The 25,845-nt window shown below is 73.6% G+C and carries 21 protein-coding genes and 1 pseudogene; 8 read left to right on the forward strand and 14 right to left on the reverse strand.

What is annotated here, in order from left to right:
- Window positions 1–159 precede the first annotated feature (159 nt).
- On the reverse strand, window positions 160–726 hold the full coding sequence (locus KUM38_RS30535; RefSeq protein ID WP_217134120.1) for a snapalysin family zinc-dependent metalloprotease: 567 nt from the start codon (window positions 724–726) through the stop codon (window positions 160–162).
- Window positions 727–954: 228 nt separating this feature from the next.
- Here KUM38_RS30535 and mgrA point away from each other — a divergent pair, with 228 nt between their 5' ends.
- Together mgrA and KUM38_RS30545 are read left to right on the forward strand one after the other, a co-directional pair.
- On the forward strand, window positions 955–1,998 hold the full coding sequence (gene mgrA / locus KUM38_RS30540) for an L-glyceraldehyde 3-phosphate reductase (RefSeq protein ID WP_217134469.1): 1,044 nt from the start codon (window positions 955–957) through the stop codon (window positions 1,996–1,998).
- Between the two features lie 89 nt (window positions 1,999–2,087).
- Window positions 2,088–2,570, forward strand: a complete 483-nt coding sequence (locus KUM38_RS30545; RefSeq protein WP_217134122.1) for an MSMEG_6728 family protein — start codon at window positions 2,088–2,090, stop codon at window positions 2,568–2,570.
- Between the two features lie 42 nt (window positions 2,571–2,612).
- On the opposite strand, the gene KUM38_RS30550 is transcribed toward KUM38_RS30545, so the two are convergent.
- The 11 genes and pseudogenes from KUM38_RS30550 to KUM38_RS30600 form a co-directional block, all read right to left on the reverse strand.
- Window positions 2,613–3,899: an ABC transporter substrate-binding protein gene (locus KUM38_RS30550; protein ID WP_217134124.1), complete on the reverse strand. Its 1,287-nt coding sequence runs from the start codon at window positions 3,897–3,899 to the stop codon at window positions 2,613–2,615.
- Window positions 3,896–5,041, reverse strand: a complete 1,146-nt coding sequence (locus KUM38_RS30555; protein ID WP_217134126.1) for a branched-chain amino acid ABC transporter permease — start codon at window positions 5,039–5,041, stop codon at window positions 3,896–3,898. Before KUM38_RS30555 ends, KUM38_RS30550 begins: the two co-directional genes overlap by 4 nt.
- Complete coding sequence (locus KUM38_RS30560; RefSeq protein WP_217134127.1) at window positions 5,034–5,930, reverse strand: branched-chain amino acid ABC transporter permease; 897 nt, start codon at window positions 5,928–5,930, stop codon at window positions 5,034–5,036. Before KUM38_RS30560 ends, KUM38_RS30555 begins: the two co-directional genes overlap by 8 nt.
- Window positions 5,927–6,730 carry an ABC transporter ATP-binding protein gene (locus tag KUM38_RS30565; RefSeq protein ID WP_217134128.1) on the reverse strand — a complete coding sequence of 268 codons (804 nt, stop codon included), beginning with the start codon at window positions 6,728–6,730 and terminating at the stop codon, window positions 5,927–5,929. Before KUM38_RS30565 ends, KUM38_RS30560 begins: the two co-directional genes overlap by 4 nt.
- On the reverse strand, window positions 6,727–7,509 hold the full coding sequence (locus KUM38_RS30570) for an ABC transporter ATP-binding protein (RefSeq protein ID WP_217134129.1): 783 nt from the start codon (window positions 7,507–7,509) through the stop codon (window positions 6,727–6,729). Before KUM38_RS30570 ends, KUM38_RS30565 begins: the two co-directional genes overlap by 4 nt.
- Window positions 7,510–7,879: 370 nt before the next feature.
- Window positions 7,880–9,139 carry a helix-turn-helix domain-containing protein gene (locus tag KUM38_RS30575; RefSeq protein ID WP_217134471.1) on the reverse strand — a complete coding sequence of 420 codons (1,260 nt, stop codon included), beginning with the start codon at window positions 9,137–9,139 and terminating at the stop codon, window positions 7,880–7,882.
- Window positions 9,140–9,289: 150 nt separating this feature from the next.
- Window positions 9,290–11,983 carry a helix-turn-helix transcriptional regulator gene (locus KUM38_RS30580; protein WP_217134130.1) on the reverse strand — a complete coding sequence of 898 codons (2,694 nt, stop codon included), beginning with the start codon at window positions 11,981–11,983 and terminating at the stop codon, window positions 9,290–9,292.
- A gap of 165 nt (window positions 11,984–12,148) precedes the next feature.
- Window positions 12,149–13,051: an alpha/beta hydrolase gene (locus KUM38_RS30585; RefSeq protein WP_217134131.1), complete on the reverse strand. Its 903-nt coding sequence runs from the start codon at window positions 13,049–13,051 to the stop codon at window positions 12,149–12,151.
- A 937-nt stretch (window positions 13,052–13,988) separates the two neighbouring features.
- The gene (locus KUM38_RS30595; protein ID WP_217134473.1) at window positions 13,989–15,674 is read right to left on the reverse strand and encodes a tetratricopeptide repeat protein; all 1,686 of its coding nucleotides are present in this window, start codon (window positions 15,672–15,674) and stop codon (window positions 13,989–13,991) included.
- 125 nt (window positions 15,675–15,799) lie between these two features.
- Window positions 15,800–16,057, reverse strand: coding sequence for a hypothetical protein (locus tag KUM38_RS42410; protein ID WP_254398019.1), 258 nt, complete (start codon window positions 16,055–16,057; stop codon window positions 15,800–15,802).
- A gap of 7 nt (window positions 16,058–16,064) precedes the next feature.
- A pseudogene (locus KUM38_RS30600) lies at window positions 16,065–16,961 on the reverse strand (molybdopterin dinucleotide binding domain-containing protein); the annotation flags it as partial.
- Between the two features lie 233 nt (window positions 16,962–17,194).
- Here KUM38_RS30600 and KUM38_RS30605 point away from each other — a divergent pair.
- The gene (locus KUM38_RS30605; RefSeq protein WP_217134135.1) at window positions 17,195–18,016 is read left to right on the forward strand and encodes an SAM-dependent methyltransferase; all 822 of its coding nucleotides are present in this window, start codon (window positions 17,195–17,197) and stop codon (window positions 18,014–18,016) included.
- Between the two features lie 72 nt (window positions 18,017–18,088).
- Here the strand turns inward: KUM38_RS30605 and KUM38_RS30610 are convergent, their stop codons facing one another.
- Together KUM38_RS30610 and KUM38_RS30615 are read right to left on the reverse strand one after the other, a co-directional pair.
- Window positions 18,089–19,009, reverse strand: coding sequence for a helix-turn-helix transcriptional regulator (locus KUM38_RS30610; protein ID WP_217134150.1), 921 nt, complete (start codon window positions 19,007–19,009; stop codon window positions 18,089–18,091).
- A gap of 194 nt (window positions 19,010–19,203) precedes the next feature.
- Complete coding sequence (locus KUM38_RS30615) at window positions 19,204–19,434, reverse strand: DUF397 domain-containing protein (protein WP_217134151.1); 231 nt, start codon at window positions 19,432–19,434, stop codon at window positions 19,204–19,206.
- A 180-nt stretch (window positions 19,435–19,614) separates the two neighbouring features.
- On the opposite strand from KUM38_RS30615, the gene KUM38_RS30620 reads away from it, so the two are divergent.
- The 5 genes from KUM38_RS30620 to KUM38_RS30640 all read left to right on the forward strand — a co-directional run bounded on the left by KUM38_RS30620 (window position 19,615) and on the right by KUM38_RS30640 (window position 25,844).
- Window positions 19,615–20,136 carry an ATP-binding protein gene (locus KUM38_RS30620; RefSeq protein ID WP_308409097.1) on the forward strand — a complete coding sequence of 174 codons (522 nt, stop codon included), beginning with the start codon at window positions 19,615–19,617 and terminating at the stop codon, window positions 20,134–20,136.
- 29 nt (window positions 20,137–20,165) lie between these two features.
- Window positions 20,166–20,711 (forward strand): hypothetical protein, encoded by a 546-nt coding sequence (locus KUM38_RS30625; RefSeq protein ID WP_217134152.1) that lies wholly within the window; start codon window positions 20,166–20,168, stop codon window positions 20,709–20,711.
- A 205-nt stretch (window positions 20,712–20,916) separates the two neighbouring features.
- Entirely contained in the window at window positions 20,917–23,655 is a 2,739-nt protein-coding gene (locus KUM38_RS30630; RefSeq protein ID WP_217134154.1) for a SpoIIE family protein phosphatase, read from the forward strand.
- A gap of 134 nt (window positions 23,656–23,789) precedes the next feature.
- Complete coding sequence (locus KUM38_RS30635) at window positions 23,790–25,154, forward strand: FAD-dependent oxidoreductase (protein ID WP_217134157.1); 1,365 nt, start codon at window positions 23,790–23,792, stop codon at window positions 25,152–25,154.
- A 192-nt stretch (window positions 25,155–25,346) separates the two neighbouring features.
- Window positions 25,347–25,844 carry a lamin tail domain-containing protein gene (locus KUM38_RS30640; RefSeq protein WP_217134159.1) on the forward strand — a complete coding sequence of 166 codons (498 nt, stop codon included), beginning with the start codon at window positions 25,347–25,349 and terminating at the stop codon, window positions 25,842–25,844.
- The last annotated feature ends 1 nt before the right edge of the window (window position 25,845 follow it).

A 25,845-nucleotide genomic window follows, 5' to 3' on the forward strand; every position in this document is an offset into this window, starting at 1 on the left:
AAGCGGGGCGTCTTTCCTTGGACCACCAACGCACGGTCGGGCTGCGGGTGGTCCCGCCGCCGTGACGTGCCTCAACCATAGCGGCATTCGCCTCAGTAGTCACATCAGTCACATGAGCGCTGGGGCAGGAGGCATCCCGTGCGGGCGTCGGGCGGTCCGTCAGCCCCCGGCCAGGACGGCTCGCGGCGCCGGTACCGGCTGCCCGGCGACCGTCCGGGCGAAGTTGTCCTCGACCTCCGCTCTCTCCGCCGCGTTCGGGTACGGGTTCGTGCACGCCACGCCCGCGGAGGACCCGGACATCAGACTGGAGCAGGGCCCGGGCTTGCGGTCGGGCAGGCCCAGGATGTGACCGAGCTCGTGGGACGAGATGCGGACCGTGTCGTACCCCTGGTTCACGGCCTGGCGGCCGATGTAGACGGTGCCGTTGCCCAGGGAGCCGGGCAGGGCGCGCGGCCAGCCGTTGTCCGCCAGGACCCGGATGTTGGCGCGTTGCCCGGACGCCACCGGGCGCAGTTCCACGGCGTCGACGCTCTCGTTCCAGATCGCCGCGCCCCGGTCGACCGCGGACCGGAACTCCGCGGAACCGCTCGCGTCGTAGGTGAGCACCCGGGCGGCGACCGGTCGCGCGGTCTCGTCGGACGGCGCAGCCGTGGCCTGGCCGCCCAGCAGGGCGAAGGACATCGTGACAACCGCGGCCAGGCCGCCGGTCACCTTGCGAACGTGCATGGTCGACCTCCATGTGGGGGAAGGGCAGTCGTGCACATGACACACCCGGCGTTCCTGCCCCACCGGCACGGCCGCCAATCCCTCATTCCGGCCGACCCGGGCGAGAAGCGGTACCGCCGCATGCCGTGGAAGGGACCGGTTGGACTTCCTGATCACTCGGGGACACTGTGGACAGGAGTCCACACCATGCCACGGGACACCCCCGACCGCACCACCGGAGACACCCCGATGAACCACGTCAGCGATCCCGAGCGTTACGACGGCACCATGCGCTACCGGCGCACCGGACGCTCGGGACTCGACCTCCCCCTGCTGTCCCTGGGCTACTGGCACAACTTCGGCGACGACAGGCCGTTCGAGACGCAGCGCGAGATCGCCCTGCGCGCCTTCGACCTGGGCATCACCCACCACGACCTGGCGAACAACTACGGCCCGCCCTACGGCTCCGCCGAGATCAACTTCGGCCGGCTGATGAAGCGGGACCTCGCGCCGTACCGGGACGAACTGGTGGTCTCCACCAAGGCCGGCTGGGACATGTGGCCCGGCCCGTACGGCCAGGGCGGCGGCTCCCGCAAGTACCTGCTCGCCTCCCTCGACCAGTCCCTGAAGCGCATGGGCCTGGAGTACGTGGACATCTTCTACTCGCACCGGCTGGACGCCACCACTCCGCTCGAGGAGACGATGGGCGCCCTCGACACGGCGGTCCGCCAGGGCAAGGCCCTCTACGTCGGCATCTCCTCGTACGACGCCGAGCGCAGCCGCGAGGCCGCGGCCGTTCTCCGGGACCTCGGGACTCCGCTGCTGATCCACCAGCCGTCGTACAGCATGCTGAACCGCTGGATCGAGACGGACGGCCTGCTGGACGTGGCCCAGGAGGAGGGCTTCGGGATCATCGGCTTCACCGCGCTCGCGCAGGGCATGCTGACCGGGCGCTATCTGAACGGCGTGCCGCGGGACTCGCGGGCGGCGGCGGGCAAGTCGTTGAACCCCGAGTGGCTGACGGACGACATGCTGCACCGGCTGCGCGCCCTCAACGACATCGCGGCCCGGCGCGGGCAGACCCTCGCGCAGATGGCGCTGGCCTGGGCCCTGCGGGACCCGCGGGTCACCTCGCTGGTCATCGGCGCGTCCCGCACCGAGCAGTTGGAGCAGAACGTCGCCGCGCTGGAGAACCTCGGCTTCAGCGACGAGGAGCTGGCCGAGATCGACACGTACGCCACCGACGGCGGCGTCGACCTGTGGCGCGAGGCCCGGCTCGGCACGCTGGGCTGAGTGCCCGGGGCCGCCGTGAGGTGTGCGCCGCCGCGGAAGGGGAACTTCGGTGCGGTGAACCGCTAGACCCCCACCGTTCGGACGGCCCCGTGCAGACCTTCCTGCCGTACCCCGACTTCTGCGAGTCGGCGCTGGTGCTCGACCGGCGCCGGCTCGGCAAACAGCGGGTCGAGGCGCTCCAGGTGCTGCGCGGCCTGATCGTTCCGGGCTACGGGTGGCGCCGCCATCCCGCGGTCCGCATGTGGACCGGCTACGAGGAGGCGCTGGTGCGGTACGGCCTGGACGTCTGCCGGGTCTGGCGGGACCGGGGCCACCAGGACAGCTGCGCCGCCACCCTCGTCGCCGACCTCGCCGGTGTGCGGCCCGGAGCGCCCGTGCGCGGTCAGCGGGAGCTGGCCGAGGCCGGTGAGCTGCCGCCCTGGCTGGGGGACGACGCCGTGCACCGCAGCCACCGCTCGGCGCTGGTCCGCAAGGACCCGGCCGTCTACGCGGAGCTCTTCCCCGGGGAGCCGGACGACCTGCCGTACGTCTGGCCGTCGTCCGACCGCGATCCGGAGGCGGCCGGCGGCTGACCCCGGGGGCAGCCGGGGTCAGCCGGGGCACCCGGCCGTCCGTCACCGCGCGGACAGGTAGTCCTCCACTCCCGGCGCCGCGTGCGCGTCCTCCGCGTTCACCACGCCGCCGACCGCCTCGGCGTCGGGCTTGAGCACATACGTCTCGACGCTCGCGGGGCGGTCGACGTCGGAGAAGTTCTGCGGGGTGCCGAGGCCGGTGTCGGCGTTCGTCTGCGCGCGGTGCGCCTTGACGACGTCCTCCCGGGTGAGGCCGCCCGCCTCGCAGGCCTTCTTCAGGTCGGCGCCCATGAGCTGTGCGGCGTTGTACCCGGACAGCACCCCGGAGTCGACCGGCGAGTCCGGGTACTTCTTCCGGTACGCCGCCACCATGCTCTTCACGCCCGGCAGGTCGGAGCTGACCGCGGGCGCCGCGCTGACCACGTTGAGCAGGGCCGCCAGGGCCGGCGCGGCGGGGGTCTTCATCAGCTGGGGCGCGAAGCCGGGGGCGCTGCTGACGACGGGGACCTTCAGGCCGCGGGAGGCCGCGACGCCGACGAGGGAGGCCGTCTGCGCGGGTCCGGCGCTGATCAGGACGGCCTTCACGCCCTCCTTGCGCAGCGCCGACACCTGGGCCGACAGGTCGGTGTCCGTCGCCTTGATCTTCTGCCCGGCCACCTTCAGTCCGGCCTTCTGGGCCGCCCAGGTGGACCCTTCCAGCGCGTTGGCGCCGTAGTCGCCCTCGAAGTAGACGTGGCCGATCGTGTCGCCCTTCTTCAGGCCCTTGGTGCGGGTGAGGAACTCGACGGCGGCGATCATGTCGACGTCGTAGGTGGTGCCGAGCACCTGGATGGCGTCCTTGCCGAGCAGCGAGGCCGCCCAGGCCTGCGGGAAGGTGAGCATCTTGTCCCGCTCGATGTCGTCGAGCAGCGCGGCGACCACCGGGGAGCCGATGACCTGGGGCAGCGCCACGACGTCCGGGGCGATGTCGGCGTAGGCGGTGACCGCCTTCTGCACGTCGTAGCCGTGGTCCTTGACGACGATCTCCACCTTGCGGTCGCAGATGCCGCCCTTGGCGTTGGTCTCCTCGGCCCACATCTGCTGGGCCTGCACGATGCTCTTGCCGAGTGTGGCGTAGGGCCCGGTCAGGTCGGTGAGGGCGCCCAGCCTGATGGTGTCGGCGTCGACACCGGGTCCGGTGCGGACGCCGTCGGCGGCCTCGCCGCCCTTGTCGCCGTCGTCCGCCTTGGAGCTGCATCCGGTGGCCGCGAGCAGCAGGGCGAGGGCGCCGGCGAGGACGGTCCCGGCGGTGCGGTGCCGGTTGCGGCGGGTGCGGTGCGTGGTGTTCACGGGGTGTGCTCCTTGGGTCGTGCGGCCGCGGCCGGTTGCGAGGACGAAGGGAGGGCGGTGTCCGGGGCGGGGGTACGGGATCGGCGGCGCCGTACGCGGCCTCGGACCCGGCGCGCCAGGCCGTGCAGCCCGTCGGGGGCGTACAGCAGCACCAGGACGATCGCCGCGCCGTAGAGGTAGCGGGCCGCCTCGGTGGGGCCCACGGCGCCCTCGGCGGAGCCGGGGGCGGTCACCAGCGGGAGCTGGTCGGCGTACCGGGCCATCAGCAGCGGCAGGGCGGTGACGAAGACGGCGCCGGCGGTGGCTCCGGCGACGGACCCGAGGCCGCCGATGACGATCATGGCGAGGTAGTCGACGGAGAGCGCGAGGGAGAAGTAGTCCGGGACGACGCGGCGGAAGGCGAGCGCCAGGAGCACTCCCGCGAGGCCGGCGTACATCGACGAGACCACGAAGGCCGCCGAGCGGTGCCGGGCGACGTCGACGCCCATCACGGCGGCCGCGGTCTCGCTGTCGCGCAGGGCGGCCAGTGCCCTGCCGGGGCGCCCGCGCAGCAGGCCGCGGGCGGTGAACCAGGTGAACGCGAACAGGGCCAGGCCCAGGAACCACAGCCGTTCCTCCGCGCCGAACGGCACGCCGAGGACGGTCAGTTCGGGGTCGCTCTCCGCGAACGTGAACCCGCCGAGGGTCAGCGGGGGCACGGAGCGGCCGTTGAAGCCGCCGGTGACGGAGTCGGCGGTCAGCAGCACGTGGTGGCCGAGGAAGACCAGGGCGAGGGTGGCGATGCCCAGGTAGATGCCCTTGACCCGGGCGGCTACGGGGCTGAACAGTCCGCCGGCCGCTCCCGCGAGCAGGACCGCGAGGAGCGCGGCGAGGGCCGGGGGCAGTCCCGGGCCGGGTTCGCCGGCCAGCCAGGCGTAGCCGTAGGCGCCGACGGCGAGGAAGAAGGCGTGGCCGAGCGAGAGCTGCCCGGCGGTGCCGCTGAGCAGGGCGAGACCGGTGGCGCCGATGGCGGCCGCCAGGGAGAACAGGCCGATGCGCAGCCAGAAGGCGTCCAGGTAGAACGGCGGCAGGCACAGCACCACGGCGAGCAGCAGGAGCGCGGCCCGGCGACGCGTGAGGGCGCCGAGGAGTCGGTCAGACACGGGCCGCTCCCTTCGCGCCGAACAGCCCGGTGGGCCGTACGAGAAGGACGAGCAGCATCACGGCGTACGGGGCGACGTCGCCGAAGCCCTCGCCGAGGACGTGCAGTTCGGACTGGTAGCCGACGACGAGTGCCTCGGTCAGGCCGATGATCAGGCTGCCCGCGAGGGCGCCGACCGGGGAGGCGAGGCCGCCGAGGATCGCGGCCGGGAAGGCGTTGAGGGCGATCTGGCCGGTGGTGCGCTCCAGTCCGGGCGCGGGGAACGCGGCGAGGAACACGGCGGCCAGCGCGGCGAGCGCGCCCGCCAGGCACCAGGCGCCCGCGCGCACCCGGCCGAGCCGTACGCCCATGAGCGCGGCGGCCTCCAGGTCCTCGGCCGCCGCCCGCAGGGACAGCCCCCAGGAGGTGAACCGGAAGAGCGCGAACACTCCGCCGATGACCACGGACGACACCACGATCGCGGCGAGCCGGCTGTCGGCGACGGTCACCGGGCCCAGCTCGGTCACCGAGTCGCCCCACGGGTCGCCCAGGGACAGCAGGTCGCCGCCGATGCGCCGGGCCAGATCGGTGAGCAGCACGATGTCGATGCCGATGGTGACGATGGTCTGGACGTGGGCGGAGTGGGCGTCCTGGCCGCCGCGTTGCAGCAGGAACCGGTCGAGCGCGCCGGCGAGGGCGGCCGTGGTGAGGACCGCCAGGGCGAGCGCCCCGGCGAAGCCGAGGTCGTCGTGGAGGACGGCGGTGAGGTAGCCGCCGAGCAGGAGCAGGGAGCCGTGGGCGAAGTTGAGGACGCCGGAGGCCTTGAAGATGACGACGAAGCCGAGGGCGACCAGCGCGTAGACCGCGCCGAGCGCCAGCCCGCCGAGGACGGTGTCGAGGAATGTCGTCATGCCGCGTCCTCCCCGGTCGCGTCGGTGCCGAGGTAGGCGCGCAGCACCTCGGGGTCCTGGCGGACCTCGTCGGGGGTGCCGTGGGCGATGGGCCTGCCGAAGTCGAGCACGGTGACGTCGTCGGCGAGGCGCATGACGAGGCCCATGTCGTGCTCGACGAGGACGATGGACAGGCCGAGTTCGGCCCGCAGTTCGCCCACCACCTCGGCGGTGCGGGCGCGTTCGGCGGCGTTCATGCCGGCCACGGGTTCGTCGAGGAGCAGCACACGGGGCTCCAGGCAGAGGGCGCGGGCGAGTTCGACGCGCTTGCGGTCGCCGTACGACAGCAGCGCGACGGGGCTGTCGAAGTGGTCCCCGAGGCCGGTGAGTTCGGCGATCTCTCGTGCCCTGCCGAGGTGTTCGCGCTGTTCCCGCACGGCACTCGGCAGACGCAGCGCGCTCGCGGCGAACCCGGCGCGGGACAGGGCGTGGCGGCCGAGCATCAGGTTGTCGGCGACGGTGCCGTGGGTGGTGACGATGTTCTGGAAGGTGCGGGCCACGCCGAGCGCGGCGATGCGGTGCGGGGCGAGGCGGGTCAGCTCGGTGCCGCCGAGCGTCACCGTGCCGGCGGCCGGGCGGCACAGGCCCGACAGCACGTTGAAGCAGGTCGACTTGCCGGCGCCGTTGGGTCCGATGAGCGCGTGCACCGAGCCCGGGGCGACGGTGAAGGAGACGCCGTCGAGGGCGGTGAGTCCGGCGAAGCGCACGGTGACGTCCCGTACGTCGAGCACGGGCGGCGCGGTGGTGGTGCGGTCGGTCACGCCGCCCCCTGGTCCTCGGCCGACTCGCCCAGGTAGAGGCGGCGTACGGCGTCGGTGCGGGCGAGTTCGTCGGCGGGTCCTGACAGGCGGGTCTCGCCGACCTCCAGGACGTGCGCGTGATCGGCGAGGGAGAGCGCCATGCCGGCGTTCTGCTCGACGAGGAGGACGGCGGTGCCCTGGGCGTTGATCTCGCGGATCACCTCGGCGATGCGGTACACCATCTGCGGGGCGAGACCGAGGGAGGGCTCGTCGAGGAGCAGCAGGCGTGGGGCGGCCATCAGGGCGCGCCCGATGGCGAGCATCTGCTGCTCGCCGCCGGAGAGCAGACCCGCGGCCTGGTGGGTGCGTTCGGCGAGGCGGGGGAAGAGCGTGAAGACCCGGTCGCGGGCCTCCTGGACCTGGGCGCGCCCGCGCCGGCCGAGGCCGAGGCCGCCGGAGCGCAGGTTCTCGTCGACCGAGAGTCCGGCGAACACCCGTCGCCCCTCGGGGACCTGGACGACTCCGGCGCGTACCGCCGCGACGGGGTCCTTGCCGTCGAGCACCGTCTCGCCGTAGCGGATGCGGCCGGCCGTGATCGCGCCGCGGTGCAGGCGCAGCGTGCCGGAGACGGCCCGCAGCAGGGTCGTCTTGCCGGCGCCGTTGGCGCCGAGCAGGGCGACGACGGCGCCGTGCGGCACGGTCAGGGACACGGAGCGGAGAGCGGACAGCGCGCGCCCGTACGTCACGTCGACGTTCTCGACGTGCAGGGCGGGCGGGCTGTCCGGTGGTGCTTCGGGCATCACGACTCCTCGGGGCCGGGCCGCTCGGGGCGGTCACGGCTTCGGGGGAAGGGGTGCCTCACGACAGCACGGGGGCGGAGGAGCGGTACAGCTTTTGGCGCCCGTACGCTGCGGCGTACCAACGCGGGTGGGCGGGGGTTGTGCGGGTGCCCAGGCCGGGGCCGGGGCCCGTGGCACCGGAGCCGGGACCCGTGGCACCGGAGCCGCAGCGCCGGGCCGGGGTGTCGCTTGCCGCCTCCGGCAGGGTGCCGCCGCGCCCACCCGTGCCGCCCCAGCGGCACGACTGCCCGCGGCTGGGCGGGCGGGCGGCGCGGCTGGGTGGGGGCGGCGCGGCTGGGTGGGCGGTGTGGCCGGCCGTGGTGGGGTGGGGTCAGGGGCGGAGGAGGGTGCGGGCCGTCAGGGCCAGGCTGACCTCGATCAGGTCGGTGGGGCGGGAGAGGGAGCGGCCGGTGAGTTGTTCGTAGCGGCGGAGGCGGTTGAGGACCGTGTTGCGGTGGCAGTAGAGGCGACGGCTGGCCCGCTGGGCCGAGCCGTCGCAGGCCAGCCAGGTGGCCAGGGTGTCCAGCAGGACCTCCGCGTCGGCGGGTTCGAGGTGCGCCAGCGGGCCGAGCAGCCGCTCGGCCAGCGCGGCGCCGAGTTCGGGAGTCGACACCACCAGCGCCGCCGGCAGGTGCTCGGTCAGGTGGACCGTGCCGCCCTGCTCGGGGCACAGGCTCAGCGCGGTGTCCGCCAGCCGCCGCGCCTCCCCCACCGCGGACAGCCCTTCGACCGCGCTGCTGACGCCCACCCGCGCACCGGCCGCCTGCTCCTCCGGCACGACGGGCTCCGCACCGTCCTCGACCAGGACGATGCCGTAGTCGGCGTCCACGCCCGTGTGCCAGTGCACGCGCACACCCGCGGCGAGGGACGCTTGGGCATCCGAACAGCCGGAGGGCCGGCCGCCGGCGACCGCGACGACCACGTACCGCCCGTGCTCGGGCAGGTTCAGCGCCTGCGCGGCCTCGGGCAGGTCGGCGATCCTGCTCGTACCGTCCAGCAGGGCCGCGGCCAGCAGACGCACCCTGTTCTCCCTCCGCCACGCGAGCCGTCGCTCGGTCTGCCGGTAGGCGTCCGCGACGAGGGTGCAGTGCTCGTCGACGAAGTCCCACACGTCGGACGCCACGTGCACCAGCAGCCGTACGTCCTCGGGCGCCGTCCGGGACGTCTCGTCGACCAGTCCCTGCCACACCAGCGAGCCGCCCAGCCGGAAGGCGTGCAGCAGGGCGTCCAGCGGCAGCCCCTGTTCGGCGCGCGTGGCGCCGATCTTCCAGGTGCAGCGCCGCGCCGCGTCGCGGGCGCCCCGCGGATCGAGCAGGGAGGAGATGCTGTGCCGCAACGAGCGGTGCACCTCCTGCCAGGTCGTGGTGGCGTCGCCCTCCACCGCGGCCCGGTAGGCGGGCTCCTGCTCCTGCAGGACGGCGACCAGCCCGTCGGTGAGCTGGGGCAGGTCGTCCAGCAGGACGCGGGCGGCCCGGTGCAGCACGCGCAGCGCGTCGGCGTCGATCAGCGCCCGCACGCGCGGTGTGCGGGACCGCGCGGCGGGCGCGGGTCCAGGGCGCGGCAGGGTACGTGGCCGTACGGCGTGTTGCATCATCGCGCATCTCCCCCAGGGTCGGCTTCCCGGCGGTGCCCGTGCGGCGGCGGTCCCCGTACCGGCGCCCGGCCGGTACGGGGGAGCCCGTGGGCCGGCCGCCATCGGACTCGTCCTGCCCCGAAGGATGACATACCGTCCGGTCGGTCCCTAGGGTTGTGCACCGGTCTTTTCCGCCTGCCCGACGAGGCGGACCAGCTCGACCCGGGAACGGACCCCCAGGGTGGCGAAGATGTTCCGCAGGTGGTAGTCGACGGTGCGGGTGCTGACGGACAGGCTCAGGGCCACCTCCCGGTTGGTGGCGCCCTCGGCGACGCGCCGTGCGATGCGCAGCTGCTGCGGGGTCAGCCGGGACAGCTCCCCGGCCCCGGGCAGGCCGGGGGCCGCGCCGCCCGCCCGCGACTCGGCGGCGGCCTGCTGCGCCCACAGGTGCGCGCCGCAGCGCTCGAAGCCCATCAGCGCCTCCCCGAGACGGTTCCGCGCCTCGCGCAGCCGGCGTCTGCGCCGCAGCCACTTGCCGTAGAGCAGTTCCGTGCGTGCCCGCTCGAAGTCCCCGGCCGTCTCCTCGTGGCGGTCCAGGGCGCGCAGGTACAGGGGGTCGGCCGCGTCCGGGGCGGCCAGCAGGGCGCGGCAGCGCAGGAGTTGGGCGGGGGCCTGCGGGTCGGCTCCGCAGGCGGCCCACAGGGCGAAGTCCTCGACGGCCGCGGCCGCGTGCTCGGGGCGTCCGGCGAGTACGGTGGCCTCCACGAAGCAGGGGACGGCGAGCATCCACACCGCGAAGTGGCCGCGGCGGGCACCGGAGCGGACCAGGGGGCCCAGCCGGTCCGCGGCCTCACGGGGGCGGCCGGCGCCGAGGTCGGCGCGGGCCGCGGCCCACTGGGCGAGCGTCGCGGCCTGCGCGAGTCCGTGCCGGCGGGCGGTGCGCAGGGCCGCGGCGACGTGCTCGGCGACGATCTCCCGCTCCCCCTCGATGGACGCGGCGAGCGCCAGCACCGCGTGGTGGTGGGCGGCCGTGTTCCGCTGTCCGGTCCGCGACGCGGTGCGCAGCCCCTCCTCGGCGTGGGTCCGGGCGAGCTGGTGGCGTCCGGCCCGCAGTTCGGCGTAGGCCAGGTACTCCAGCGCCCTCGGTTCGAGGGCGGCGCAGCCGAGGGTGCGGGCCGTGGCGAGTGCCCGCGCGCCGGCGCGGCGGGCGGCGGTCGTGTCACCGAGCATGAGCGCGGCGGAGGCGGACCGCAGGAGCGGCTCGGGCTCGTCGCCGGACAGCCCGCGCTCGACCACCCGCCGCAGCGGGCCGGCGGCACGGTCGAACCGTCCCAGGAGCACGGCCCGCATCCCGTCCCGGTGATCCCGCAGCAGCACGGAGTGCGGGCCGGCGGCCGGGGCCCCGGAGGAGAGCGCCCGGGTGGGGGTGAGGGCGTGGAGGCAGGAGGCCGGGTCGCCTGCCGCCCATGCCGCGTCCGCCGCTCCCAGCGTCGCCGTGTCGGCGGCCTCGTGGTCGGCCCTGGTGAGCAGACCCGCGGCCAGCAGGAAGGACTCGCGGGCGTCGTCCACCGGCCCGTCGGCGAGGAGCACCGCGCCGCGCAGGAGTTCCGCGCCGCCGCGTACGGAGGCGGGGACCGGACGGCTCCGGGCGGCGTCGAGCAGGCGCAGGGCCTCGGAAGAGTGCCCGGCGAGCAGGGCCTGCGCCGCGGCGGCGGTGTAGCGGTGTGCCCGCTCCGCCCCGTCCGCCGTCAGTTCGGCGGCGCGGGTGAGCGCCCCCCGGCGCAGGCCCGGCGGCGCGGAGGCCGCCGCCGCCGCGAGTTCGGCCGCGAGGGCGGGGGCGGGACCCGTGACGGTCCGGGAGCGGTGCAGCAGTGCGAGGACGCCGTCCGCACCGGTGTCCGCCAGGCACGCGGCCAGTGCGTGGTGCGCGGCACGGCGTCGCTCGGGCGGCGCGCCGGCGTACACCGCCCGCCCCAGCAGCGCGCTGCGGAACCGCAGGCGGCCCTCGGCCAGGACCAGCACCTCGGGCAACGGCCGCGCCGCGTCGGCCCCGGCCGCCCGCCGTACGAGGTCCGCGTCGGCGTCCGGTTCCCCCGTCGCGCGCACGGCGGCCGCCGTCGTCAGCAGCAGGCCGGCCCGGTCCGGCGGTACGCCGGTCAGGCACCCGCCGACCACTCCGGTGAGGACCTCCCCGTCGGCCAGCGGCCGGGGCAGCGCCCGGCGCCCGGCGAGCTGGGCGGGCGACAGCCGGTGGACCAGCGCCAGCAGCAGCGCGGGATTGCCCTCGGCCGCCGTCACCAGTTCCTCGCGCACGCCGGGGTCGACGGCACCGCCGGTCACGTCGTCGACCACCCGGGCCGCGTCCCCGGGTGCCAGCGGGCCCAGCCGCAGCACGGGCAGCGCCGCCAGCTCCCGGTCGACGGGCCGGTGTCCGGGAACCGTGAGGAGCAGTCCCGCCCGGACCCCCGTCGCACGCACCCGCGCGGCGGCGTGTCCCAGCGCGGCGCGCGACGCGGGGTCCCACAGGTGCGCGTCGTCCACGCACACCAGGAGCGGCGACGCGCCGGCCGCCGCGCGCAGGACGTCGAACAGCGCCTCCCCCGCCGTACCGTCCCCGGCGACCCGCACGGTACGGCCGGCGGCACGCAGCAGGGTGTGCAGGCCGCTCAGCGGCGGTGCGCTGCGGCCGGGTTGGGCGCGTACGTGCCACACCGGTCCGGCACGGAAGGAGCCGGCGGCGTACTCCAGGAACCTCGTACGGCCGCAGCCGGGTTCACCGGTCACGACGTGGACGCCGCCGTCGGTGCGCAGCCCGTCCGGCAGCCGGTGGATCGCCTGCCGCGGGATCGTCTGTCCGGTCATTCACTCGACGTTACTCACGCGTAAGGTGATGTGGAGGGGGCGCGTCCACGAGTGTGCCGTGGCCCAGGGCGCCCGGCGTCCGGCGGTGCGCGCGCACAACGCCGGTGGCGGCCCGCGTCGTGCGCGGACCGCCACCGGGTGGTCGTTCGGCGGGAGCCGGGGATCTCAGGAGGTGTGCGGGCAGTTGCCCCGGGACTCCTCGATCGTCAGGCTCGGCCGGGGCAGCGGGCACAGGAACTGCTCGTAGCGGGTGTCGTTGTCGATGAACCGCTTCAGCCAGGAAACGCTGTACTTGGCGATCGTCGTGTTCGACGAGTTGGGCGTGAAGTGGGTGGCGCCGTTCAATTCGATGTAGGCCCGGTCCAGGGAGGACGGCAGGCCGCTGTAGAGGGGCTCGGCGTGGCTGGAGACGGGGGCGATGGTGTCGCCGTCGGCGCCGAAGAGGAGGGTGGGGGTCCTGACCTCGGACCAGGTCTTGTCGAGGTTCCAGGGCGTCAGCGGGATCGCCGCCTGGAGCGAGGGCCGGTCCTTGGCGGCTTCGAGGGTTCCGCCGCCGCCCATCGAGTGGCCCATGACGCCCAGCCGGCTGCTGTCGATGCGGCCGCGGACCGCGCTGCGCTGGGTGAGGTAGTCCAGCGCGGCGAGCAGTTGGTCGCCGCGGGAGGCGGGCTGGTCGAGGGTGGTGTTGGTGTCGATGGTGAACACCACGAAGCCCTGGGAGGCCAGGCGCGGGCCCAGCCAGGCGATGGAGGACTGGTAGGCGGTGAAGCCGGGCGAGATGGCGATCGCCCCGAAGGTGCCGTCGGCGGTGCTGGTCGGGTAGTAGATGGTGCCTCCGCCGAAGCCGGTGACGGCCAGCGAGGAGACGGAGATGTCCGACACCGCGTACGGGCCGCGCAGCGCCTCGATGCTCGATTCGGTCGGTGCCGGGCCGCGCTCGTAGGGGTTGTCGGCCGCCTGGGCGCCGGGGCCGCTGAGGGTGGTGAGGCCGACGACGGCGGTGACGGCCGCGGCCAGTGCGGCGAGCCGGCCGGTCCGGCGCCTGCTGGTGTGGGGGTGCTGCTGCACGACGGGTGGTCCTCTCTGTCGCGGCGAGTCGCCCGGCCGGTGCACGGGGATCACGGCGTGGTGGGGGCCGTGCCCCGGCCGGGGGCGCCGCCGATTGACTGGGGGTGCCACTGTCGGAGAGGAGGGGGCCGGTGCGGACCGGCAATCTCACCGGTCTCGTGCACCGCGCCGGGCGTCCCGGGTGCCGGGTCGCGGGGCTCCGCGACGGGCTCGGGCACCGGGGGCAGCCGTGCCCGCGCGCACGGCATGCCTGTGCGAAACGGGGGTACACGGGCAGGCGCGGTCACCGTCGGAGTCGGCGCCGACGGTGACCGCGGTGCGCGCCGCTCCCGGCTCTTCGCCGGTCGGCAGCCGGTCGGCAGGGTTCTTGCGCCGCGTCGTGGACATGGGCCCGGCCCACTCGGCCCGGGCGGGATCGGCCGGCAGTCGTTCGTCCTCCGGCAGCCCCGCGCGCCGCGGGAACTCCACCGCGTCCCGGCCGGAGTCCGCGAGGTCGGCGGTCTCACCGCGCGGTCACCCGTCGTCCGCCCGCCCGGGCGGCGGGCGCACCGCGACCGGCGCCTTCGTCGTCCTTCCGGGATCCGGCCGGCACCGCCGGTATGCGTCCCGGCCCCGCACGTCACCCGACTGGCTCGCCGGACGAGCCGTCCGGGCCCGGTCCGTGCTCGAATGGAAGCGGCCTCCATGCCTACCCGGAGGGAGCTGGGAATGCACGAGATGTGGTGCGGTGCAGACACTTCGGGAGAGCTGGTGTGGCATGTCCTCACGTCGGACAAGTCATCCACGCTCTGCGGAGTGGAGAAGCAGGACGAGTCGACTCACCGGCATGTGACGGACCGGCACTGCTTCTCCTGCATGAAGACGTTCCAGGCCGTCGTCGAGGCGAGCTGAGGCCGGCCGCCGTCCGGCTCCGCCGTACCGGCCCGGGCGGGCCGGTTCAGTGGCAGGGGCGGTCCGCGCCGGAGGTCTCCGGACGGTGGGTCTCCAGCCGGCAGAAGCAGGACGCCTCGACGGGCACGTCCGCCAGCGCGGTCGCCTGCCTGAGCTGCTGGGCGATGATCGCCGCCTCCCCGGTCCTCCCGGTGCGCAGCAGGCACTCGTGGAACCCGTGCAGCGCCCAGACGTTGCCCGGGTGCTGCAGGGGCCGGGGCAGGGTGCCGTCGAGGCCGAGGTCGGCCCGGTACACGGCTTCGGCCTCTTCGATGCGGCCCTGCTCCAGCAGCAGCGCCCCGTAGGCGTGCCGGGTGGGCTGCATCCAGCCCCAGGGCTCGTCGTAGGGCAGGTTGTCGTCCAGCTCGACCGACCGCTCCAGCGCGGCGAAGGCGGTGTCGTACTCGCCCTTGCGGTAGGCGAGTTCGCCGTCCAGCATCGCCGACGCGATGGCGAGGATGTCGAGGCAGGTGTTGTTGAACAGCATCCGGGTCCCGGGGACGCGGTCCACGGCCGCGCGGAAGCGGGCCCGCTCCGCCTCGGCCCCGTCGGTGGCGCCGGTCGCGGAGAGGGCGACGCCCCGCGCGTAGTGGAGCATGGCGGTGGTCACGCAGTACAGCTCCGGGTCGGCGGGGAACGGCAGCGCCAGGACGTCGTCCCAGCGGCCGAAGCGGATCAGGACGTGGACGCGCATCGCCAGGAATCCCTCGAGCCAGTCGGCCATGGGCGGGCTCTGCACCCGGAGGAGTTCCTCGGGGACGGCGGCCTCGAGCCGCGCGGCGGCGTCCAGGGCGACCTGCGACTGGCCGGCGAACATGGCGCCGTAGATCCTGAAGTGGTGGTTGTGGACGCGGTAGAGCGTGTAGAAGTTCATGGCGCCGGCCCGCTCGAGGTACTTCTCGTCGGCGGCCACGGCGACGGTGTTGTCGGAGACGACCCGGCGGTAGTCGCCGCACAGCACTTCCAGGTGCGAGGGCATGTGGTGCAGGTGCCCGGCGTCGGGCACGGCGCCGCGCAGCCGGTCGGCGACGGTGAGGGCGGCTTCCGGTGTGGGGGACATCTCCATCAGGTGGACGTACAGGTGGAGGACGCCGGGGTGCCGGGCGCCCGCGTCGGTGGCGAGCGCGCCGTCGAGGACGGCCTTGGCCTCCAGGGTGCGGGCGCCGTCGGCCGGACGGCCGGTCCGCAGGTCCCACAGCTGCCAGGGGGTGAGGTTCATCAGGGCGTCGGCGCAGAGCGTGGCCACGTCCGGGTCGCCGGGGGCGTCCTCGTACACGGCGAGCATCCGGTCCGCGTAGGGCTCGTTCCACACCGAGCAGTCCTCGGCGGCCTCCGCCTGCGGGTAGCGGGCGCGCAGGGCCTCGATGAGGGCCCGCTCGACGGGGGTGGCGTGCGCGGCCTTCTCGTGCGCCCGCTCCACCGCGCCGTGGGTGCGGGCGACGGTGTCGACGAGTTCGGCGCCGTCGAAGGCCTCCCAGGGCTTGTTGTAGTTGGGGCCGAGGGCGTAGGCGATGCCCCAGTGGGCCATGGCACAGTCCGGGTCGGCCTCGGCCGCCTTCTCGAAACAGGCGACCGCCTCCTCGTGGTTGAACGCGTACGTCCACGTCAGACCCCGGTCGAACCAGAGTTGGGCGTCGGCGGAGGAGGTCGTCACGGGCCGGTGGTGGTCGCCGAGGTCGTAGTAGTCGTCCATGCGTGCCTCCTGCGGATGGCCGGCCGCCGGTGACGCCGGCGAGGAACGTCCCCTGGGGACGAAACCGACGATAGCGGGGCACCGGCGTCGGTGCAGGCGCCGGCGGGGACCGCCACCCGTGCCGGTCACGCGCTGACGAGGAGCTGCGGCGACAGCACCTTGATCATCGTGTTGGTCCAGTGCATCCGGCGGAGGGGCTGCGGATGGCAGGAGGAGACCAGCTCCAGCAGTTCCCGGTCCCGGGTGGCCTGTGCCGCCTGGGCGAGCATCTCCCAGTGGAACTCGTGCTCGGCGCGATGGCGCTCGGCGGCGGCCGGCAGGTCCTGCTCCAGGTCCCGCTCGTCGTCGTGCAGGGTGCGGAGGGTGAGGGTGACACCGCTCATGAGCCGCTCCCGTCGTCCCGGTGCCGTCGGTGCCCGTGTCCTGCCCCGCGCCGCGCCGGGCGACCGGCGCGGCGCGGGCCGCGGCCGTCTTGAACAGGGGCTGCTCGGAGAGCGGGTCCCAGTCGGTGACGGTGGTCTCGTCGGCGGCCCGGCCGGGTCCGTCGTCGGGCGGCCGGTGGCCCCGTGGGGTGTCCCAGTAGCCGTAGTGGAAGGGCACGAACACCACGCCGTCGCGGATCGCGGTGGTCCGCAGCCGGGCCCGGATCGCTCCGCGCGGGGTGGTGACCTGGACCAGGTCGCCGTCGGACAGGCCCTGCACGGCGGCCTCCGCGGGGGAGATCTCCGCCCACACGTCCGGCGCGGCGGCGTTCGGCTCGGGCGCGCGGCCGGTCTTGGTGCGGGTGGGGAAGTGGTACACGGTGCGGCCGGTGATCAGCTGGAGGGGGTACCCGGGTGAGGCGTCCTCGTGCGGCGGGAGGTGTTCCGCGGCCTTGATCACCGCCTTGCCGTCCGGGTTGAGGGAGCGGTACTCGACCGGGGTGACGGGCGCGCCGGTCACCATGTAGGCGCGGCCGGTCCGGCCGGTGCGGATGATCTCGTGCAGCAGGGCGTTGAGCAGCGCGGCGTTGGTGCCGGGGCGCGGTGCCGGGCGCACGTCGGCGCGGCGGGCGACGGGGGTGTACCGGGGGTCGACGCACAGCAGCCGGGGCGGTTCGGCCCCCTCCGGGCGGTCCAGGATCCGCATCCACGGCACCGTCTGGGTCTCCGCCACGTTGTGTCCGAACAGGGCGATGGTGTCGGCGTGGTCGACGTCCTCGTACGAACCGGGCCGGCCGTCGGAGCCGAAGGTCTCCTTGAGGGCCTCGGCGGCCGTCGCCGTGCACAGGCGGGTGTCGCCGTCGAGCTGTCCAAGGTCCGGCCTCCCACGGGAAACGGTGTCGCCCCGCGAGTACCCCCTCTGCGGAGCGCAAGCGCTCACATGGGGCGTCCGGTACGGTGCTTTGTGTGGTTTCGAGCGATCGGCGCGTCATTCCTTCCGGGCGACGTTCGCCGACGGGCTGGCACGGCCCCTTCACGGCTCCCTAGGATGTACTCCCTGTCCAGCCAGTCCAGTTGGCGCGGCCCGCAGGGGGAACGATGCACACCGGTAAGCAGCTGTCCACCGAGATCGACGCGACCGTGCCGACGGCAGCGCGCATGTACGACTACTACCTGGGCGGCAAGGACAACTACGCGGCGGACCGTGCCGCGACCGAGGAACTCGACAAGGTCGTGCCCAGCACCCGCCGCCTGGCGCTGAACAACCGGCGCTTCCTCCAGCGGGTGGTCCGCACCCTCACGCAGGAGTACGGGATACGGCAGTACGTCGACCACGGTTCCGGTCTGCCCACCCAGGACAACGTCCACCAGGTCGCGCAGCGCGTCGACCCGACCGCCCACGTGGTGTACGCCGACAACGACCCGATGGTGCTGGTGCACGGCCGTGCCCTGCTGGAGCAGGACCGGCGCACCGCGGTCATCCAGGCCGACATGCGCGACACCGACGGGATATTCGGTCACCCGGAGACCCAGCGGCTGATCGACTTCTCCGAGCCGGTGTGCGTGCTGTTCAACTCGGTCTTCCACTGCATCCCGGACAGTGACACCGACGGTCCGCTCGCCCTGGCCCGCCGGGTGCGCGAGCGGCTGGCGCCGGGCAGCTTCATGGTGACGTGCCAGCTCGTCAGCGATGACCCGGAGGTCCGCGCGTTCGTCACCGACTTCATGGACCGGGCGACCCACGGGAACTGGGGCCGGGTGCGCGAGAAGAAGGACGTCGAGTCGTACTTCGAGGGCCTGGAGATCCTGGAGCCGGGCCTGGTGGAGGTGTCCACCTGGCGTCCGGACACCGAGGTGGCGCCCCGTCAGCTCACCCAGGAGTGGATCGAGTTCGGCGGTGTGGGCCGGCTCCCGCTGTGATCCCCCGACGCCGCGACGCCCCCGCCGGACCGCTCGGGTCCCACGGGGGCGTCGGCGTGTTCGCGCCCGCCGCTACGCCGTGGCGTAGCGCTCCTTGATCGTCCTGTGGAGCAGTTCCACCGAGTCGCGCGGTTTGAGCGCCTCGTCGGCGAGGCGGTCCAGCGCGATCCGGTACTCCTCCGTCTCGTCGAGGTCCTCGAGGAAATTGGCGCTCCTGATGTGCTCCAGATAGACCACGTCGGGCAGGTCGAGCCCGCCGAAGCGCAGATAGGTCACGGGTATGGCGGGAGCCGACGCGTTCGTCACGTCCAGCGGCACGATCTGCACCGTCACGTTGGGCCGCTCGGCCATCGTCACCAGGTGCTCGAGCTGCTCGCGCATCACCGCGGGGCTGCCCAGGACGCGCAGCAGCACCGACTCGTCGATGACGGCCCAGAGCTGCGGCGCGGCCTCGCGCAGCAGCAGTTCGGCGCGGCGCATGCGCAGTTCGACCCGGCGCTGCACCTCGCTCGCCGGGGCGTTCGGCAGCCCCCGCTCGACCACCGCGCGGGTGTAGGCGGCGGTCTGCAGCAGTCCGGGGACGTACTGGATCTCGAAGGTGCGGATGGTGGCGGCGGCCTCCTGGAGCCCGACCAGACGGTCGAACCACTCGGGCATCAGCCGCTTGTCGTACCGCTGCCACCAGCCCGGCTCCCCGGCTCGTCGGAGCAGCTTGAGCAGCACCGACGCCTCGTACTCGTCGGTGCCGTACAGCGTCAGCAGGGCCCGGACATCGCCCTCGGTCGGCGGGCGGCGGCCCTTGCCCGACTCGATGCGGGACAGCTTCGCCGGACTGAAGCCGACGGAGCGCGCCGCCTGGTCCTGGGACAGCCCGGCGTCGTCACGGAAGCCTGCCAGCTGCACGCCGACCAGCATCTTCAGCAGGGTCGGAGCGGGCTCGGGCCTGTCCAGATAGGGTTCCAGGCGGGAGATTCGATGCGACGCGGCGGACATCCTGACTCCCAGCAGACCGGCACAAGGGCGCTTTACACTATCGCACCTGACTGTCCCTCACCGCATCCGCGTACGAAAAGCCCCGAGGAAATGGCGCGTTGGGTTCCGCTTCACCGGCACCGGACCGAACAACCGGCACCAACCCGAACAGAAGGCGCCAACCCGGGCAGCCGGCGCCGGTCCGTCGCGGGCGTTCAGACCAGGTGGTCGAACTCGCCGTCCTTCGCACCGGCCAGGAACGCCGCCAGCTCCGCGGCCGTGTAGACGAGGGCGGGACCGTCGGGGTCACGGGAGTTGCGCATCGCGATCCCCCCACCGGCCAGCGGGGCCACCTCGACACAGTTGCCCTCGGCGTTGCTGTGCCGGCTCTTGATCCAGCGGGCGTCCAACTGGCTGGCCCGCACTCCGTTCCGCACTCCTGGCACCGCTGTCTCCTCGCTGTTCCCGTGTCTCCCCGCACACGGCCCGGATGTCCGGCCGCGCGCCGGGAAAAATCTCGCGCAATTTCTCGTGCAATTGCACGCGAGCGCTGACAGCGTGGATAATAGCTGCGGCGTCAACCCCCGTGTTGGCGCCCCGTCCTGACGTCGCATCGGGGAGATGCCGTGTCATCACCTGCGCATCCACTGCTCCGGCCACCGGCCACCGCCGCGATACGGACGAGTGGCCGCGGCACGGCGGCGGCAGATCCTCGCCGGCCGGAGACGGCCCGCCCCGCGTCCGCCTCGGCCACGCTGCGTCTCGCACGCGGCCGGGAGGGGCTCGCGCGGGCGCGGTCCTTCACCCGGGACACCCTGCGCGACTGGTCGCTCGGCCACCACTGCGACGACGCCACCCTCATGATCAGCGAGCTCGCCGCCAACGCCGTGACGCACGCGGCACCGCGGTGCGCGGGTGCGCCGGACATCCGGCTCGGGTTCCGCCTGGAGCCCGCGCACCTGCTGCTCACCGTCTCCGACCCCGACGACCACCCACCCGTCCGCACACCCGGTGCCGGTTCCGGCCTGGAGGAGGACGGCCGGGGGCTGTGCATCGTCGCCGCCCTGTCCGAGGGATGGGGCTGGACCCCCACCCCTCCGGCGGGCAAGACGGTGTGGGCCCGGTTGTCGACCCGACCCCCCATCTGACACGACTGCCGCGGAAAGGCACCCACGCCATGCGCAGCGCTTCTACGGAACAGCCGAGCAGCGAGCGCCCTGTGCGCCACACGTCCCCCACCAAGGTGGCACGGACCACGCCCCTCACGGCACTGTCCCGCGTGCCGTGGGCCGACATGCAGGACTCCACCGGCTCGGCGGCGGCCATCCCCCTGCTGCTGAACGGCATCGCCTGGGGGGACGCCGACACCGCCCGCGCCGCCCTGGAGGATCTGCGGAAACGGATCTGCCAGTACGGCTTCGTCACGGAACAGGCGACCGCCGCCGCGGTCCCCTTCCTCTGGGAGCTGGCCCAGCTGCCGCACGTCACCTGCCGGGCCGGGATCATCCAGCTGCTCAAGGCCATCGCCGACGCCCGGCAGTGGGAGAGCACCGCCACCGCGTATCCCAAGCTGCTCAACCGCAGGGAGAACCCGGTGGTGTGGGAGCGGGCCGCCCGGCAGGCGGTGCGCGCCCGGCGCGGCGACCTGAACCGGCTGCTGGCCGAGCCGGACACCGAGATCGCCCGCGCCACCACGGAACTGGCCCGCGCCCTGGCCGACTGAGGCCGCGGAGCACGGTTTCCGGGGTGGCCCGGTAGAGGAACGCGCGCGACCTTCGGGGGACGAGTCGCGCGCCGGGGGAGGGTCGCGCGCGGTCAACCGGGGGGACGGCCGCGCGCGACCCGGAAACCCACGGAACGGTGACGGCCCGCCGGTCAGGTGGGCGCCGTCCCTCGCCTCGCGTGGCGCGGCAGTGTAGACATGGCACATGGTCCGACTCACGGGTCGATCCCGGCCCCGGTCGTCCCTGCGGCCCGGTGCCGCGGCGTCCGTGCGACGCCGGCGGGACGCAGACGGCCGCTCCCGGTGGCATCCGGCGGCAGGACTGCGGTCGGTGCTGAGCGGGCGCAGCGTCGCCGGACAGGTGTTCGTGCTGCATCTGACGATCGTGCTGCTGCTGGTCGTGGCCGCCGTGGTCGCGCTGGTGCTCCAGGCCCAGCAGAACAGCGACGAGGAGGCCCGCAACCGCTCGCTCGCCGTCGCGGAGGCCTTCGCCAACTCGCCGGGCGTCGCCGAGGCGGTCCTCTCCCCCGATCCGACAACCACGCTGCAGAACCGCGCGGAAGCGGCCCGTGAGCGGACGGGGGTGGACTTCGTCGTCGTCATGAGCACCGAGGGCATCCGCTACACGCACCCCAGACCGGACCGCATCGGCAAGCGGTTCGTCGGCACGACCGAGCCCGCGCTGGCCGGTGAGCCGGTGGTCGAGGAGATCGACGGCACCATCGGCCGGCTGGTGCAGGCGGTGGTGCCGGTCACGGACCCGGACGGCACCGTGGTGGGACTCGTGTCGGCGGGCATCACGACCGAGCACGTCGGCGGAGCCGCCGCCGAACAGCTGCCGCTCGTGCTGAGCGCGGCGGCCGCCGCCCTGGCCCTGGCCACCTGGGGCGCGGCCCTGGTCAGCAGACGGCTGCTGCGCCAGACCCACGGCCTGGGCCCGCACGAGATGACCCGGATGTACGAGCACCACGACGCGGTACTGCACGCGGTGCGCGAGGGGGTCGTCATCGTCGACGGGGACGGGACGCTCATGCTCGCCAACGACGAGGCGCGCCGGCTGCTCGGCCTGCCCGAGGACGCCGAGGGCCGCCCCGTGTCGGACATCGGCCTGGACCCCGGCACCGCCGAGCTGCTGTCTTCGGGCCGCACCGCCACGGACGAGGTGCACCTGGTGGCCGACCGGCTGCTGGCGGTCAACCAGCGGCCCACCGACCGGGCGGGCGGCCCGCCCGGCAGTGTGGCCACGGTCCGCGACTCCACCGAGCTGCGCGCCCTGTCCGGCCGGGCGGAGGCGTCGCGCGAGCGGCTCAACATGCTGTACGACGCGGGGGTGAGCATCGGGACGAGCCTGGACGTCACCCGCACGGCCGAGGAACTCGCCGAGCTGGCCGTGCCGCGGTTCGCCGACTTCGTCACGGTGGACCTGTTCGAGTCGGTGCTGGCCGGCGGCCACCCCGACGCGGCCGGCGTACTGCGCCGCGCGGCGTCGGCGGGGATCGGCGCGGACGCTCCGCTCTACCCCAAGGACGAGCGGATCCGCTTCGTCGCGTCGTCCCCGCAGGGCGTCAGCCTCGCCACCGGCCGGCCGGTCCTGGAGCCCCGGCTCGGCGAGGCGCCGGGCTGGCACGCACAGGACGTGGAGCGCTCCGGACAGGTCATGGAGTACGGCATCCATTCGCTGATCACCGTGCCGCTGCGGGCCGGGGCGCTGGTGCTCGGGGTGGTCAGTCTCTGGCGTTCGCGGAAGGCGGAGCCGTTCGACACCGAGGAGCTGGCTCTCGCGGAGGAGCTGGTCGCCCGGGCCGCGGTCTCCATCGACAACGCCCGCCGTTACACGCGCGAGCACAGCATGGCGGTGACGCTCCAGCGGAGCCTGCTGCCGCGCACCCTGCCCGAGCAGAGCGCTCTGGAGATCGCCTACCGCTACCTTCCCGCGCAGGCCGGGGTGGGCGGGGACTGGTTCGACGTGCTGCCGCTGTCCGGAGCCCGGGTCGCGCTCGTGGTCGGCGACGTCGTCGGCCACGGTCTGCACGCGGCGGCCACGATGGGGCGGCTGCGCACGGCGGTGCACAACTTCTCCGCCCTGGACCTCCCGCCCGACGAGCTCCTGGCCCTGCTCGACGAGCTGGTCGGGCGGATCGACCAGGACGAGGCGCAGGACGAGCAGAACGCACCGGTGACGGGGGCGACCTGTCTGTACGCGGTCTACGACCCGGTCTCCCGGCGCTGCACCGTGGCCCGGGCGGGCCATCCGCCGCCGGCCGTGGTCCGCCCGGACGGCGGTGTGGAGTTCTGGGACGTGCCCGTCGGCCCCCCGCTGGGGCTCGGCGGCCTGCCGTTCGAGTCGGCCGAGCTGGAACTGCCGGAGGGCAGCCGGCTCGTCCTCTACACCGACGGACTGATCGAGGACCGCGGCCACGACATCGACGTCGGTCTGGAGCGGCTGCGCGAGGCGCTGTCCCGGGCCGGTGACTCCCCCGAGGACACGTGCAGGGTCGTCCTGGAGTCCCGCCGCCCGGCACGGGCCGGTGACGACATCGCGCTGCTCGTGGCGCGGACGCGGGCGCTGGCCGCCGGCCGGATCGCCCAGTGGCCGGTGCCGCCGGACCCGGCGGCCGTCGGCGAGGTGCGGGCGGCGGTCACCCGGAAGCTGGCCGAGTGGGGGCTGGACGAGCTGGCGTTCGGCACGGAGCTGATCCTGAGCGAGCTGGTCACCAACGCGCTCCGCTACGGCGGCGCCCCCATCCGGGTGCGGATGCTGTACGACCGCAACCTGATCTGCGAGGTCTACGACAGCAGCAGCACCGCGCCCCATCTGCGGTACGCGACCATGACGGACGAGGGCGGACGCGGCCTGTTCCTGGTGGCCCAGCTCGCCGAACGCTGGGGCACCCGCTACCTGCCCGCCGGCAAGGTCATCTGGGCGGAACAGCCCGTTCCGTGAGACATAAGGGCACGTAGGGATACCTCATAAGAGAGGCTTATGAGTCCATAGACCGGACCCGCGTACCAGGTAAGGCATGCCTCAGTTTAGGCTTCCCACCGAGTCGCCTGTCATCACTCGAAGGGAACCTGACCATGCCCCGCCCCCTGCGGGTAGCCATCGTCGGATCCGGCCCCGCCGGGATCTACGCCGCCGACGCCCTGCTCAAGTCCGACGTGGCCGCCGAACCGGGCGTGTCCATCGACATCTTCGAGCGCATGCCGGCACCGTTCGGACTGATCCGGTACGGCGTCGCCCCCGACCACCCGCGGATCAAGGGCATCATCACGGCCCTGCACCAAGTGCTCGACAAGCCGCAGATACGGCTGTTCGGCAATGTGGACTACGGCACCGACGTCCACCTCGACGATCTGCGCACGTTCTACGACGGTGTGATCTTCGCCACCGGCGCCACGGCCGACCGCGCGCTGGACGTGCCCGGCATCGACCTCGACGGCTCCTACGGCGCCGCGGACTTCGTCTCCTGGTACGACGGCCACCCGGACGTGCCGCGCACCTGGCCCCTCCAGGCCGAGAAGGTCGCCGTGCTCGGCGTCGGCAACGTCGCCCTCGACGTGGCCCGCATCCTGGCCAAGACGGCCGACGAACTGCTGCCCACCGAGATCCCGCCGAACGTCTACGAGGGCCTGAAGGCCAACAAGGCGGTGGAGATCCACGTCTTCGGCCGCCGCGGCCCGGCGCAGGCGAAGTTCAGCCCGATGGAGCTGCGGGAGCTGGACCACTCCCCCACCATCGAGGTCATCGTCGACCCCGAGGACATCGACTACGACGACGGTTCGATCGCCACCCGGCGCGGCAACAAGCAGGCCGACATGGTCGCCAAGACCCTGGAGAACTGGGCGATCCGCGACGCCGGCGACCGTCCGCACAAGCTGTTCCTGCACTTCTTCGAGTCGCCCACCGAGATCCTCGGTGAGGACGGCAAGGTCGTCGGCCTGCGCACCGAGCGCACCGAACTCAACGGCACCGGCAACGTCAAGGGGACCGGCGAGTTCAAGGACTGGGACGTCAGCGCGGTCTACCGGGCCGTGGGCTACCTCTCCGACAAGCTCCCCAAGCTGCCCTGGGACATCGGCTCCGGCACGGTCCCGGACGAGGGCGGGCGCGTCATCCAGGAGACCGGCGAGCACCTGGACTCCACGTACGTCACCGGCTGGATCCGGCGCGGTCCGGTGGGCCTGATCGGCCACACCAAGGGCGACGCCAACGAGACGGTGGGGAACCTGCTGGAGGACTACGCGGGCGGCCGGCTCCAGACCCCCGCGTCGCCGGACCCGGAGGCCGTGGACGCGTTCCTCGCCGAACGCGGCATCCGCTTCACCACCTGGGACGGCTGGTACCGCCTGGACGCCGCGGAGAAGGCGCTGGGCGAGCCGCAGGGCCGTGAACGCGTGAAGCTCGTGGAGCGCGAGGACATGCTGCGCGAGAGCGGCGCCTGACCTCCCGCCCCAAGGGCCCACCGCCGAGCGCCCGTCAGGTCCGTTCCCCGGACCTGACGGGCGCTCGGCGCGTCCACGGCCGTCAGCGCGCTCACCCCGGAGGGTGAAAACGGCGGCGCATTGTGTACGATCCGATCCTTCACTGAAACACCACATGACCTTCACAGAAGAGTCATGCAGGGGGATGAGTTCATGCGCATACGCACTGCCGCCGTCGCCACCACCGCCGCCGCGGGCGCGCTGGCCGCGCTGACGGCCGTTCCGGCCCAGGCCGCCGAGTACACCTCCGCGCTGAAGGTGCGCGGCATCCAGTACGACGCGCCCGGCGGCGACTCCAACCGGTGCTCCGGGGGCAACACCCACCAGGAGTATCTGACGATCAAGAACTACTCGTCGTCGAAGACGGTCGACCTCAAGGGTTACCTCGTCAAGGACGCCGCCGGGAACAGATTCGTCTTCACCGCCCATCACCACCTCCAGCCCGGCGACTACGTGAAGCTGCGCGGCGGCAACGGCACCGACTCCGACAAGTACAACGTCGTCTACCGCGACAACTGCAACTTCATGTGGAACAACGACAAGGACACCATCTACCTCGTCAAGCCGACGGGCAGCCGGGCCGACGTGCACGCGTACACCGCGCGCGGCTCCGACCCGGACGGCAACGGGTACGTGTCGTTCCACAAGTGAT

Source organism: Streptomyces sp. AC558_RSS880 (genome assembly GCF_019049255.1).
In the GTDB taxonomy this organism is placed as follows: domain Bacteria; phylum Actinomycetota; class Actinomycetes; order Streptomycetales; family Streptomycetaceae; genus Streptomyces.